9 protein-coding genes are annotated in these 13,606 nt (G+C 54.7%); 5 read left to right on the top strand and 4 right to left on the bottom strand.

What is annotated here, in order from left to right; all coding sequences use genetic code 11:
• Positions 1-15 precede the first annotated feature (15 nt).
• From BMW31_RS02815 to BMW31_RS02835, 5 genes are all read left to right on the top strand, one after another.
• Positions 16-495, top strand: coding sequence for a dihydrofolate reductase (locus BMW31_RS02815; RefSeq protein WP_091820828.1), 480 nt, complete (start codon positions 16-18; stop codon positions 493-495).
• A 704-nt stretch (positions 496-1,199) separates the two neighbouring features.
• Complete coding sequence (locus BMW31_RS02820) at positions 1,200-1,655, top strand: ferritin-like domain-containing protein (protein ID WP_091820830.1); 456 nt, start codon at positions 1,200-1,202, stop codon at positions 1,653-1,655.
• Positions 1,655-2,092, top strand: coding sequence for a pyridoxamine 5'-phosphate oxidase family protein (locus BMW31_RS02825; protein WP_091820832.1), 438 nt, complete (start codon positions 1,655-1,657; stop codon positions 2,090-2,092). The genes BMW31_RS02820 and BMW31_RS02825 overlap by 1 nt, the downstream gene beginning before the upstream one ends.
• Positions 2,093-2,180: 88 nt before the next feature.
• A complete protein-coding gene (locus tag BMW31_RS02830; protein WP_091820834.1) occupies positions 2,181-2,840 on the top strand; it encodes a response regulator transcription factor in 660 nt (219 codons plus the stop codon).
• Between the two features lie 8 nt (positions 2,841-2,848).
• Complete coding sequence (locus BMW31_RS02835; RefSeq protein WP_091820836.1) at positions 2,849-3,826, top strand: sensor histidine kinase; 978 nt, start codon at positions 2,849-2,851, stop codon at positions 3,824-3,826.
• 596 nt (positions 3,827-4,422) lie between these two features.
• Here the strand turns inward: BMW31_RS02835 and BMW31_RS02840 are convergent.
• The 4 genes from BMW31_RS02840 to BMW31_RS02855 all read right to left on the bottom strand — a co-directional run bounded on the left by BMW31_RS02840 (position 4,423) and on the right by BMW31_RS02855 (position 13,477).
• Complete coding sequence (locus BMW31_RS02840; protein ID WP_091820838.1) at positions 4,423-5,289, bottom strand: 4-hydroxy-3-methylbut-2-enyl diphosphate reductase; 867 nt, start codon at positions 5,287-5,289, stop codon at positions 4,423-4,425.
• Positions 5,286-6,350 (bottom strand): DUF1573 domain-containing protein, encoded by a 1,065-nt coding sequence (locus BMW31_RS02845; RefSeq protein WP_091820840.1) that lies wholly within the window; start codon positions 6,348-6,350, stop codon positions 5,286-5,288. The genes BMW31_RS02840 and BMW31_RS02845 overlap by 4 nt, the downstream gene beginning before the upstream one ends.
• Positions 6,351-6,363: 13 nt before the next feature.
• Positions 6,364-11,781 (bottom strand): alpha-2-macroglobulin family protein, encoded by a 5,418-nt coding sequence (locus BMW31_RS02850; RefSeq protein WP_317039767.1) that lies wholly within the window; start codon positions 11,779-11,781, stop codon positions 6,364-6,366.
• Positions 11,782-11,968: 187 nt separating this feature from the next.
• Entirely contained in the window at positions 11,969-13,477 is a 1,509-nt protein-coding gene (locus BMW31_RS02855; RefSeq protein ID WP_091821036.1) for a glutamine synthetase family protein, read from the bottom strand.
• Positions 13,478-13,606: the final 129 nt, after the last annotated feature.

Consider the following 13,606-nt stretch of genomic DNA (forward strand, 5'->3'; position numbering starts at 1 on the left):
AAAGAAGCAAGAACAATGACCATCACCATCATTGCAGCCGTGGCCGGCAACCGTGCCATTGGCTACCGGAACCGCCTGTTGTACTGGTTGCCCAACGACCTCAAACGTTTCAAGGCGCTCACCACGGGCCACACCATCATCATGGGGCGCAAAACGTTCGAGTCGTTGCCCAAAGGAGCGCTGCCAAACAGGCGCAACATCGTGCTTAGCAGGAGCAAGAAACACTTTGAGGGGTGCGACTGTTACGCCTCGCTCGATGAAGCCTTGGCCCACTGCAACGCCGAAGAGGACATATATATAATAGGTGGAGCCAGCGTGTACGAGCAGGCCATGGGCCTTGCCAGCCGTCTCTGCCTAACCCAAGTGGACGATACGCCGGCTCAGGCCGATGCCTTCTTCCCGCCCTATGATGACTGGAAAGAGGCCGGCAGAGAGCAACATGAGCCCGACGAGAAGCATGCCTACCGCTACGCATTTGTGGACTACGTGAGGTAAAGCCGCCATTCACTTGCTGCGAAGCTGCACTTTGAGAGCGGAAAAGACGGCCGCGCAAGTGCTCAAACACTTTTTATCAGGAGCTAAAAGCTATCCTTCAGGAACTTTCGACACTTGTCGCACGATTGTGTGACACCTGTCGAACGATTATGCGACAAGTGTCGAAAGTTCTTTCCCGCATTTGATGGTGCAGCACAAGTAACCTTCAGCGGACGGAAAACAAGGCGAAGGTGACCACAGAAAACCACCGAAGCCGTTTATCAAAAACGGTAGAGGGGCGCCAACGGCTTCATCTTCAAGCGCCGGTCAGGTATATCTCTCTCATTGGAAGTTTAATTTATTCTCTCTGCAAGATTATAACAAATAATCCGAATAATGACGTTTTTTCTTAAAGAAGCGGCATTTTTCTTCGCAAATGCTTTCAACTTTCAAATCTTTTTCATACATTTGCAAGCATAAATAAAGCAAGTTAGTACAATAGATTATAAATTTTGAGTTAATTACTGTTTTTTAGCAGAGGGCTTCTTCGGGAGAAGAGGTTCTCTTTTTTAGTGCCTATATATAAATAGGTGTGTACTGACAGCACTGCGTTTTAATGAAATCTTAAGGAAAGGTTAAGGCTATCTTAAGGTTACTTTGCCGCTTTCGGCGTACCTTTGCATCATCAATAGAAAACAATTTAAATAACAGAAAGGAAATAAAACATGAATGCAACAAAGTCAATTGAAGTATTACAGTTCTTTACAACAGGCCTAAACGCCCAGTCATTTGCCCACCGCGTGCAGGGTAAAGTATTCGGTTCGTTAGGCTTCAGCAAGCTGGCAACCAAGTACGCCGACCACGCCAGCGAGGAGTTAGGCTATGTAGACCAGTTCATGCAGCGCATTCTGGACCTCGGAGGTCAGGTAAAGATTGAGGCAACTCAGCCTGAACAGGTGGTAGAAAACCCAATAGAATACATCAAGAACGACTGCCAGGTAAGCGTTGACGGCATTGAGTTGCTGCGCCAAAAGATGGAAGAAGTGAAGGAAGACGTAACGACATACGACATTCTGAAGGTTTATCTAAAGGACGAGGAGGAAGACCTGTACTGGAGCCAGGAGCAGATTGGCCTCATCAACTGCATCGGCGAGCAGAACTGGCTCATCCGGCAGCTGTAATGAAAAGAACCAACAAGAAAGGAACTAAGAACATGGAAGCTGTACAAAGAGTATATGAATTCTTGGATAATGCCAAGACCTACTATCTTGCAACAGTAGAAGACGGCCAGCCGCGCGTGCGTGTTTACGGCACGAGTCTGCTCTTCGAGGGCAACCTCTACATCATGGCATTCCGCAGAACCAATGCCGTGGAGCAGCTGAAAAGCAATCCCAAAGCCAAAATCGCAACGTTCAACAAAGGCCAGCAGCTTCGTCTTACCTGCCAACTGACAGAGGACGACCGCCAGGAAGTGCGCAACGCCATGGCCGAGAAGATGCCTTCGCTGAAGGATGTGGCCGGAGAAAGATACCAGAACTTCGTGATGATGAAAGTCACCAATGCCACTGCAGTTATCAGCCAGGGCCTGTCAGAGGGCGGAGAGACCTACAGTTTTTAAACAAAGTCAGACGTTTGATTCATGGAGGTGCGGGTGATAAGATACTTCACTTGCACCTCTTTTCATTCTTAATCATTACCTTTGCAGCATGAAGATACTCATAGTGGAAGACGAACCGGGTATTTACACCTTCCTGCAGGAAGGATTGGAGGACGAAGGATACCAGACCCGCGTGGCTACCGACGGGCAGGCAACGCTCGACGCTTATGCCGAATGGCGGCCCGACCTCATCCTGCTGGACTGGATGTTGCCCGTACTGGACGGCCTGGAGGTATGCAACCGCATCCGACTCGGCGATACCACCACGCCCATACTCTTCCTTACGGCCCGCGATACAGTAGAAGAAACCATCAGCGGACTGCGTGCCGGCGCCAACGACTACATCAAAAAGCCGTTCTCGTTCGATGAGTTGGCCGAACGCATCAAGATACATTTCCGCAATCGGCAGGACGACCGCGTGCTGCGGTTGGGCGACATTGAGCAGAACCTAACCACCTATCAGGTGACCAGAAACGGCAAACACGTGAAACTCACGGGGCGTGAATTCGACCTGCTGGCCTACTTCATCAGCCACAAAGGACACGTCTGCACGCGCGAGGACATCATCAAGAACGTGTGGGGTATCGACTTCCAGTACGATACCGGCGTGATAGACGTGTTCATGAACGCCCTGCGAAAGAAGCTGGACATGAAGGCCGACGGCTACATCAAGACCGTACGCGGCGTTGGCTTCATAGCAGAAGACTAACCGAAAACATGATGGAAGAACAAAAGAAATACCAGGAACGCATTGCCCGAAAGGTATTGCTGCGCACAGGAGGCATCACGATACTGTTCTGCCTCTTCGTTCTTGTCGTTGTGGGCGTGGAAGTGAAGCACGTTGCTGTACGCCAAACAGTAACCGACAACGACATTTTCCAGATGCTGCTCATACTCTGCGCCGCCATCTGTGCCGGTGCTGTGGCCTCGCTCGTTGCCCTTTACTACATCTCGCGCAATGCAGCAAGGGAGAGCATCCAGCCGCTTACCCAGGCTCTGGAGCGCGAGAAGGCGTTTACCAGCTACGCCTCACACGAGCTGCGCACGCCGCTGGCCGTTATCAAAGGGTCGCTCGAAGTGCTCATCCGCAAGCCACGGACGGAGGAGGAGTACCGCCGCAAGATTACGGAGAGCATACAGGTAGTGGACCGAATGAACGAGATGGTGGACAATCTGCTCACCCTCACGCGCGTAGAAAGCGGCAAACTGCAGCTGATATATGCCGACTACTCGGTCTCTGACCTCATGACCGAGGCCTGCAGCAACTACGCCGACCAGCTCATGCAGCGCCGTATCAAGATAAGCGTCGACGTATCGCCCGCCGCACTCACCATGCAGACCGACCGCTCGGCCATGCTGGCCATACTCTCTAACCTGATATCGAACGCCGCCAAATACTGCAACGAGAGCGGAAACGTGAACCTGCGTGCCACCCGGGAGAAGAACTCCGTGCTGCTGGAAGTTGAAAACTCGGGGCCGGGCATACCCAAGGCAGAGGCCGAACAGGTGTTCGACCCCTTCTACCGTTCTATCGCCACGGGCAGCCAGAAGGTAAAAGGCTACGGACTGGGGCTGGCCATCGTGCGCCGCATGACTGACCTGCTGGGCGGCAAAGTGTCGCTCACGAGCAGCAGCGAAGGCCCCACCATCGTGCAAGTAAGGCTTCCCGCCAGGCGAAATGTCAAGAAGCAATGACGGGAGAACGGTTCACCTTTCTCGTATTTTGCAAAAAGGCGAACCGTTTGAAACGTGTTTTTGTTTCCTTGGAGCATGGCTTCAGAAAACAGCCGAAATATCTATTGTGTTGCAAAAGCTATGCTTCAAGCCTCTTGAAACATACCTTCAAGGCGCTTGAAGGATGCTTTCAATCGGCTTGAAGCATACCTTTTACGTCATTGCCTTTAACTGGTTGATTTCCAATAGCTTGTTGATTAACTACAGAAAGGATAAATTTTGGACCTATCATCCCCTCCTACCCTCCCCTTTCCAAGGGGAGGATACCGGTTTGCTTTTCTGCTGTTTATCCCTTGATTGTTCGTACTCATAATTTAAAATGCACCCTGCGGTTCCTCCCCTTGGAAAGGGGAGGTTAGGAGGGGATGATGTTCAGCAGGCGCAGGCCATACTTTGCAGCGTGACGGCCCATTCTTCGGGGCCTCTTTCCAAAGGGAGGAAGCGCTGTCGAAAAACAAAAAAGACAAAGTAACAGAATAATTTTTCGCTGTTTGAAGTTATTCTGTTACTCTGTCTTTAGAACTCTGTTACTCTGTCTTTAAGCCGCAGGAGCCCGGCTACTGGCACCCTACCCGGCGCCTGATGTAGTCCCGGCACTCCTCCATGAGCCACTTGGGCGTGCTCGTGGCGCCGCAGATGCCAATGGTCGATACGCCCTGCAGCCAGGCCATGTCAATCTCCTCGGCCCGTTCTATCTGGTAACTGTTGGGGTTCACGCTCCTGCATTCGTTGAACAAAACCTTGCCGTTGCTGCTCTTGCGGCCGCTGACAAAGAGAATGATGTCGTGCTTCGAGGCAAAGCGAGCTATGTTGGGCATGCGGTTAGCCACCTGTCTGCAGATGGTATCGAAGCTCCGGAAGGTGGCTCCTGGCGCGATATGGTCTTGTATATACTCAATGATGCGGTGGAATTCGTCCAGATTCTTCGTGGTCTGCGAGTACAGGTAGATGTCGCGGGAGAAGTCGAGACGGCGCACGTCGTCGAACTTCTCGATGACGATAGCTTTACTCTGCGTTTGTCCAACGAGGCCAAGCACCTCGGCGTGGCCGTTCTTTCCGAAGATGACGAGCTGCGCCTGCGGGTTGCTGTCGAACTGTTTCTTGATGCGCCGCTGCAACTGCAGCACCACCGGACACGTGGCATCAATGATTTCTATGTTGTTTCTCTTGGCCAGTTCGTAGGTCTCCGGCGGTTCTCCATGAGCCCGCAGCAGTACCTTGACGTCGTGTAGCTCCTTCATTTGTTCGTGGTTGATGGTCACAAGTCCGCGTGTATGGAGGCGTTCTACCTCCATTCCGTTGTGCACGATGTCGCCCAGGCAGTAGAGTGTCTTGCCCGCGGCAAGTTCTTCCTCGGCCTTCTTGATGGCCGTGGTCACGCCGAAGCAGAAGCCGCTGCCATTGTCTATTTCTATCTGAATCATTTTATCTGGATTACGATAACGACCTTGGGGCGTGCCGGGTCGTTGGTTATCATGAGCACGCGGGGCCTTGCACGCCGGCGGCGCAGCTCCTTCGCCACGGCCGTTACCTTGAGTCTGGTTTCCTCTCCGGGAGCTATCTTTCGCGAACCGAGCGACACCTCGAGGCCTGGTGTAAACATCTGGAGGTTGGAGATGTCAAGTGTTGTGCGGCCGGTGTTGCGCACCAGGATTTCTCCTTTCTTCTTGCTCTTGCTGCCAAAGGCACCTAAGTCGAGCGTGTCGGCAGAGAGTTGCAGGTGCGGAGCAAGCTCCATGTTCTGCTCGTTGAAGCTCCTGAAGTTGGGCAAGCGCACCACCGAGACCGGTATCTCTTTGTTTGGCGACACTACATCGCCGGGAAACATGCCGAGATAGACGGATGTCTGCGTGAGCCCATTATTGTGCAAGAGGCGTGAATCGAGCAAGAGCGTGATTTCGCCCGCATGCCCCGGCGCTATCTTAGACGGCGACACCTGCGCCTGCAGGTAGCCGGGCAGGTGCATCACGACGGGCTGCACGGTCTCCGAAGAGTTGTTCATCACGTGTATCTTCTGGAAGAGGCGGTCGCCGCTGTTCACGTCGTCGAACTCCACAGCATCTTTATCGGCCAGTATGCTGCCGATGGCAAAGGGGTAGTTGCCCGAAAAATCAACCGCTTCAGCTACCACCACGCCGCGCAGAGAGAGCATTACGGGCTGGTTCGACGCACCGGCGTAGAGGCCTATCTGCTTGAGGAAATGGCCCATCTGCTTGGCATCGTAAACGGCCCTGACCTTGAAGTGTTCGCCTGCAGGGATGGGGCTGTGGGGATAATCTACCGCAGTGCAGCCGCAGCTGGTGCGTACCTCGCGGATGGCGAGCGGCTTGGTGTCGGTGTTCTGCAGGTCGTACTCCACGGCAAAAGGCTTGCGGAACATGATTTGTCCGCAGTCTATCACGTCCTGCTGCACGGTTATCTGCTGGGCGGAGAGGTTCAGGCAGCCCGCCAGCAGCAACGATGCTATCATCAGTTTCATGTTCATGCAGTTCTGGTTCTTATTCTACTTCGATGACCTGAGCGGCTGCCCGGCCCGAGAACTCGGGACTGTAGGCACACTGCACGGTGCAGATGCCGGTCTGGTAGGTACCGGTGCGGTCGATAAAGTATTCGGTTTCTATCACGTGCTTGCCCTTTGGCAAACGGTCGAAATAATAATTCGTGGCGTTATCGCGCGGCGTACAATAGTAGCCGTTGCGGTAACCGCTCAGCTGTCCGACGGGCTCCAGGCAGGCTGCACGCTTGTCCTGAACCTGAACGAAGTCGTAGTCGCGGTCGGCGGTGATGGTGAGGCGCACCTTTACCTTGTCGCCCACCTTGAGCGGTTGGGCTGCATGTATCAGCTCGCGCTTTACGGAGAGGCCGGCAGAAGCTGCGCTTACATCGGCCGCCTGCTGATAGAACTGGGCGTAAACGGCACCCCATGAGGTTCCTTCCGACTGCTTTTCGGCCTCAAAGAGCTTGGCATCGGGGGCGTTGAGCGTTGTCTTCACATAGCCCAAACCGGCCGTTGCTTTTGGCAGGTCGAGCCGTTTGCCGTCTACCTTGAGTGCAGCAAGCTGGCCGGAAAGCGCAGAGAGCTTGCCTGTTTCGCCGTTGAGGAAGGCGTAAACGGCGTTTACGCTGTTCAGAGGAGTGTCCCAACTCTGGGTTCGCTTGGCCTGGAGTAGCCACCGTTGCATCTCTTCAACGGTCTGCTTGTCGGCAGGTTTCAACGCCTTGAGCGCCTCGATGGCGGCCACCTGGGTAGGAATGCGGTAATCGAACCAGCTGTAAGGGGCTTTCGGTGTGTCGTAATAACGCCCCGTCTCCTCTTTATATACGCTGTATTCGTTCATGCTCTGCAGGTACTCTGCTGCCTTTTCGCGGTGTCCGTACTGCGAGAGAATGACGGCGGAGTTGGCCTTTCCGTAGATGGTAAGCTGCGAGGGCTGCTGCGACAGCAGGCCTACGAGGTAGGTGATGTTGGGCGTCGACCGTCGCTTAGCCAGCGCGTTGGTGTACAAATAGTCGCAGGCAGTCTCGCTCGGAATGAGGTTCTTCTGCCCTTTTGCCTGCAGTTTCTTCAGCTCGCGCACCTCTTCGGCTATCCTGCCGTCCATGTATCGGAAGGCGTTGTCAATGGTCTGGGCGGTTTCGGGCTGCTTGCCTGTCATCGTGTTGAGGCGGACAAGCATCTTGGTAACGGCAGTCGTCATGTACATACTGCCCCTCATGCCGGGCCACCAGCTAATGGAGCCGTCGGGATTTTGCAGTTTCTGCAACTGCGAGAAGGATGACATGAGGCCATGAGAGAGTGCAGACTCATCGAAGAAGTTGATGAGCAGCTGCTTCTGGTCAGCCTCGCGGTCGGCATCGGCCACCCAAGGCGTCTCGTTGAGTACCAGCTCCCGGAGGTCCGTATTCTTCTGCAGACTGCTCATCAGCGATGTCTCAGCGCCTTTCTCCTGCTTCCACAGCTCAATGGTTTGCTTGATGGCAGGACTCTGGTGCAGGATGTCGGCCGCAATGCTGTTGGCATAGTAAGCCGCTGCCAACGAGATGGCGTTGGCGTCGTTGTAACGGGCAACGGTGGGCAAGGCCTGTATGAGAAGCCATGCCGGATTGTTGGTATATTCAAAAGTGTATTTTACGGATTTGTCATGCTTGGCGGGCAACATGGCCGAAAGGTCGATGCGTTTCACTCCCGGCATGTTTTGAGTAAAGGGAACGGTATTGGTTACCAGCTCCTTATCAGGCAAAACGGGCAGATAATGCTGCTCGCCGTCGCTGTAACCTTTGCCCTCGGCCACGATGCGACATATCAACAGCGAGCCTTCCTGCTGCGGTTTGTAGTCGAAGGAGACTGTTGCCGTGCCGCCTGCCTGTACCTGATACTTGCAGTTCTGCTTGTAAACAAGCTGCTGCGTTTCGGCATCCAAGAGTTCCATTCGGGCCGTTCCGCTAACCTGTTTGTCCGAAGTATTGAACACACGAGCCGTAATGAGAGCCTTGTCTCCCATGCGGACAAAGCGCGGCAGGTTAGGTTGCAGCATCACGGTCTTCTTGGCCACGGCCTCTGCCTCGGTCATTCCGTTGTTCATCTCGCGGTCATGAGCAAAGCCCATGAAGCGCCACGTGGTGATACTCTCTGGCAAAGTGAACTTTATTTTCACGTTGCCGGCGGCGTCGGTCTCCAGGTTCGGATAGAAGAAAGCAGTCTCATTGAGGTTTTCACGCAGCTGTGAAGAAGCGCTGCCTGCCGCCTTTTGTTCTGCTGCTGCATCTCCGGCAGCAGTATCGGCAGCAGCTTCGACAACCGCCATCTGCGCGGTTGCGAGCTTTGCATTGGCCACTCTGGTCTGCTTACCGCCTCTAATCATCACCCGGGGAGCACTGTCAAGCACTAAAAGTTCATCCTTTGTAACCACCGGAGCGTAGCCGAACAAGTCTTCATCGAAATGAGAGAAGTCGAGCGGGCGCTCGGGCAACGACCCGAAATCCATGAACCCGTAAAGCCCAACGGCATCGAAGTTGCCTCCGGACCATCGGGTCGAAGGCAGATTAAGGTACAAGCCATCGTTGAAATGCCAACGATGAGCGGTTATCTCGTCCAGCGATTTGTCGTACAGAGTTGCCAACAGCTGCGCCCGGGCAGCCTTGCCATCGGGGCGGGAGATATGCAGCGTCCATTCTTCTTTTTGCCCGGGAGTGAGCCGGTCGCGGAAAGTAGTCCACTTCATGTTGAGCTGTTTGTCGGGCAGAGGCCTGCGGATTTCGGCCTGATGGCTGTAAAGCACGCCATCTCTCACCCATGCGAAAGTGAGCAGCAGGCCGTTTCCGTACGACTCCTGGTAAGTAAAACGGCGGGTGGTAATGGCGTTACTCTGGTCGATAACACCGCTTTCGAGAACCTTGTTGCCTGAAAGAATGGTGTAAACGATGTGCTGTCCCTCGTCCGAAGAACCCGCCTGAACGTACACCGGACCACCATCGCGGGGGAATTCCGATGCCGTTTGGTAGAACCAGTCGTGCGTTTCTATGGCCGGCTGCTTGTCTTCCATCGTGAAGAGCACGAACTCCTGCTTCAGCGTATCGGTGCCGCAAACGGCCGTGAGCATGTGTTTGCCAGAACCGAGTGACAGCTTGCGGGGGCTGAACGCAATCTTTTCGTTGGCCTTTGCTTCGTAGTTCTTGCCGTCGATGGCGTATTTTACCACGCCGGGAATGTCCTTTCCGGCATTGTTCTTATAGCTGAAAGAGAACGACTGCAGGCTATCGAGCTCCGACTTCTGCGGAATGTCGCAGCTGAAAGCCGTTGGATGCGTGCTCAACGGCAGGCTCATCTCCCCTTCCCGGCTCTCTCCGGCTGCGTCGGTAACATGTGCGCTGACGGAGAAACGATAGAAACGGGGATGCCGGTTGTCCAGTGTAACGGGCAATTCCATGGGCATACGGACGCGGAACTCGCCCTTGTCGTCGGTCTTCAGGGTATCACTCAGCAGGATAACCGTACGGTCATTGGCCGCCCGATACCACCACCAGGAAGACGGACGGCGCTCCACGGTGTACTTGACCACCGCACCCTGCACGGGCACTCCTGCAAAACTGCGGGCATGACCCACCACCGTCAAGGTGTCGCCATTCTCATATTTCTGCTTTACCTCATCAAATTCAACTTGGAAAGTGGGGCGTTTGTATTCCTCGACCGAGAAGTAGGTTGAGCCGTTAGGCGTCTCGACAGTGAACACACCCGTAAGACCGGACTGCGGGAGCGTGAAGTCCACCGATGCCGTTCCATAGTCATCGGTCGTTACCTGCTTCTCGGCAACGGGCTTGTAGTTGGCATCGCGGAGCGTAAACTTGAGCTGCCGGCCGGCGTCAGCCTGTGTTTCCTGCTGCCGAAGCACCGTGTAAGCCACCGCGGCCACGTGCACCGTCTGGCCCGGCCGGTAGATACGGCGGTCGGTAAAGAGGTCGGCAACCTTGCGGTCGTTCTTCACATCGTAATAAGAAAAGGAGTTTCCGAAGCCTATCTCGGGCGCAAACACGTCGTCGTCCGTATAGACATAGACCCTGTTGGGTTCGCGTTGAGAGTATGTGAGCGTAGCTTCGCCGTTGGCACCGCATGTAAGCGTCTGCACTTCATCTGCCTTTCCGTAGTAGTTCTGGGTAGTCAGGCGCACCTTGGCACCGACAACCGGGCGGCCGTTGGTGGCATCGACCACGGCTATGCGGATGTTCTTGCCCGGCAGCTCCTCACTTATCACAAAAAGGTTGCTCACGTGCAGCAGGCTGCGCTGGGGCTGAATGGCCTTGTTGTCGGTCGATATCTCGACCATGTACACACCAGGCTGCAGCGGCGCTATGGTCATGGTGTCGGTTATCTCCTTATAAGCAGGCATGCCGAAATACTTCAGGCTCTGCGTTGCTTCGGGCACCGGGACGGCTCCCTCCATCAGCTTGCGGTAGTGTTCGGTACCTTGCGGGTCCAGCTTTGTATCGCCTTTAGCCTTCAGCCTGTAAACGTTCATGGTCAGCGTGTTGATGTTCCGCACTGAATTTACAAGCACCTTGCGCGGCTTGCCGGGCAGAGAGAGCTCGTCGCCGATGCTGACATTGAATTCCGGTCGGGTCAGGTCGCTCTGTGCGTTGCGCAGTATGTTCATGCGCGGCCAGGCACCCCAGCGACTCAAGGCATAGTTGATGTAGCGCATCTTGTCCTGAGCAGTGGCGTCGGTAGCCTGACTGATGAAGTTGTAATGCTCTATGGCGAGCTCTCCGGCTTCGGGTAAGTCCTTGTAAACCTCAATGAGCGAGTCTATCTTCTGCAGGTATTTGGACTTATGTATCTCGTTTACGTCCTCATGGCGCTCCTTTTGCGAGAGCTCGTAGGCGCAGATGCAGGCCGCCGCACGGTTGCCCCGGGCCAGGTAGTAGTCGTGAAGCGTCTTGTAATCCCGGGCCTCGAAACCTATCACGTGCAGCAGGTCGTCGGCGAAGATGCGGCTGTCTACCCCGTCGACAAGCAGCGGCAGATAGTCCGTTACGGTGTATTTGGCCAGCAGTTCGGGATTTTCCATCGCCTTTTTGAAGTATTCCCGGCTCCTCGTTCCGTTGGTTTCGGCTTCGGTGCCGGCCGTTTCGTACAGCTTGCCGAGGGCACACTGATAGACTGCTGCCAGCACCCGGTCGGTAACTTTGCCCTCTTCGGCCTCCAGCCTGTCGCGCATCGGCAGCAGCGAATCGGGCGAAACGGCCAGCTGCAGCTGTATTTCCAGCAGCTGTGCCTTGAGCAGATGGCCGTACTTCTGCTCCTTTGAAGCCTTGCCTACAATGTTGCCAAGAATCTGCAACTGCGTCTTTGGCAGGTCTTTACGTCCCGCCGCTTCGTACTGCTTCCATAAAGTTGTATAGCCGTCTGCATTCATAGCCATTGGTAAACACATTAAAACAACTATCAGGGATATGAGGATTTTCTTCATAATCGACGCTTTTTAATTATTGCAAAGTTACGACAAAAGTCTTGTAACAGCAAATAAATAAACAAAAAATGTACGAGCTCCGAAGCCCGTACATTCTCCGTTTGATGATGGCCGGAGCCCTTCGTGGAAGTGCCGGCTGCTATCCGCAGTGGAAGAAGCGTTCCACCAGCGCGGCAATCTTTTCCTGATTGCCCTCTATGTCGTGCCGCAGCGTGCGGTCGTTGAAGGCCCGCAGCTGGCTCAGGATGCCGTTTATCATGGCCGGCGAGAACACACCGTGGGCCTCGAAGATGCTGCGCTTGGCCTCCAGAGAGTCGGCACTGGCGGCACAACTGTCGGGTAATTCCTGCAGGGTGGCCAGCTTCGCGGCGTTCTCTGCATTGTGTATGTTCACGTCAACATACGTCTTGGCGGCCACGTTGAGCGCATCTGCCATCTCGAAACCGTGCCTGCAGCCCACGCAGAGGCCTGCAATGAGCTGGTAGAGGTCGGCAGAACCATCGGGCGAACGCATCTCGAAGGTCTGCTTGTCGGTCGTATCAAGCTCTTCCTCATGCTCCAGCGGGTTCACCGCACGGCTCATGTCAACGCCCGAAGTCCACCCCAGCGGCACCCGGACCAGCACACTGCGGTTGCGGTCGCCCCAGCACACGTTGGTGGGTGCTTCCTGATGGGGCACCAGACGGAAGTAAGAGGTGGGGTTCTTGTTGCCGAAGGCGGTGATGGCCTGTGCCACATCCATCAGTCCGGCTATGGCCGTGCGGGCTTCGTTGCTCAGAGTGCCGTCGGCATTGGTCATCACGCTGCGGCCGTCTTTCATCAGTCGCATGTGTATATGCAGGCCCGAGCCGGCCTTGCCCGTGGTTATCTTGGGTGCAAAAGTTACGTCCAGACCCTCGCGGTAGGCCAGGTTGCGTATCACCCACTTGGCTATCAGCAGCTCGTCGGCGGCCTGCGTGCAGAGAATGGGCAAGAACTCAATCTCGTTCTGCTCGTAGGTGAGGCCGTTGTGGGTGAAGTTGCCCACCTCCGAGTGGCCGTATTTTATCTGCCCGCCGCACTGTGCGATGTAGTCCATGCAGCGTGCACGGAAGTCGTTAGTTTTGGCATAAGGCATGCTCTCGTGGTAGCCGTGCTGGTCGATGGCGGGATAGACGTTCTCCGAAGGCTTGATGACGTAGTATTCCAGCTCGCCCATGGCATGGAAATCCATGCCCGTTGTGGCCCTCATGGCATCCAAGGCTTTGGCCAAAGTGTGCTCCGGAGCGCTCTCCAGAGGTCTGCCGTCTTTGTCAAAGAACGAGCATAGCATGCTCAAGGTGGGTATCTCCGCAAAGGGGTCTACAAACGCCGTAGCGAACCGGGGGAGCACGTACAGGTCGGAACTGGAGGCCTGGATGAAGTCGAAGAGGCTGGAGCCGTCAACCCGCTCGCCGCAGGTGAGGATGGTGCGCAGGTAGGCTTCGTTGGTTATCACGAAGTTCAGGGTCTTCAGCTTGCCGTCGCCGCCGGGATACATGAAGTTCACCATGCGGATGTCATGATGTGCAATGAAGCTGATGATGTCTTCTTTCGTAAACTCTGTGGCGGGCTTCTGCAGGTAGGCCACCACCTTGTTGGCGTTCAAAGCTAATGTGTCGTTGTTCATCATATTATTTGTTGAAGTGATAGCTGGTTAGCGAGTGTACAAATATAGGCATTAAAAATCAGCTCGCAAAACATTTTCCTACTTATTTATCTCCTCGCATCGGTATTTGCCGTTGCACGCTCTGGCGGA

Origin of the sequence: Prevotella sp. kh1p2 (genome assembly GCF_900111525.1) — a bacterium.
GTDB lineage: Bacteria > Bacteroidota > Bacteroidia > Bacteroidales > Bacteroidaceae > Prevotella.

Coding starts and splice junctions, on each gene's coding strand:
- BMW31_RS02815 (WP_091820828.1), top strand. CDS start 16: ATGACCATCACCATCATTGCAGCCGTGGCCGGCAACCGTGCCATTGGC.
- BMW31_RS02820 (WP_091820830.1), top strand. CDS start 1,200: ATGAATGCAACAAAGTCAATTGAAGTATTACAGTTCTTTACAACAGGC.
- BMW31_RS02825 (WP_091820832.1), top strand. CDS start 1,655: ATGAAAAGAACCAACAAGAAAGGAACTAAGAACATGGAAGCTGTACAA.
- BMW31_RS02830 (WP_091820834.1), top strand. CDS start 2,181: ATGAAGATACTCATAGTGGAAGACGAACCGGGTATTTACACCTTCCTG.
- BMW31_RS02835 (WP_091820836.1), top strand. CDS start 2,849: ATGATGGAAGAACAAAAGAAATACCAGGAACGCATTGCCCGAAAGGTA.
- BMW31_RS02840 (WP_091820838.1), bottom strand. CDS start 5,289: ATGATTCAGATAGAAATAGACAATGGCAGCGGCTTCTGCTTCGGCGTG.
- BMW31_RS02845 (WP_091820840.1), bottom strand. CDS start 6,350: ATGAACATGAAACTGATGATAGCATCGTTGCTGCTGGCGGGCTGCCTG.
- BMW31_RS02850 (WP_317039767.1), bottom strand. CDS start 11,781: ATGGCTATGAATGCAGACGGCTATACAACTTTATGGAAGCAGTACGAA.
- BMW31_RS02855 (WP_091821036.1), bottom strand. CDS start 13,477: ATGAACAACGACACATTAGCTTTGAACGCCAACAAGGTGGTGGCCTAC.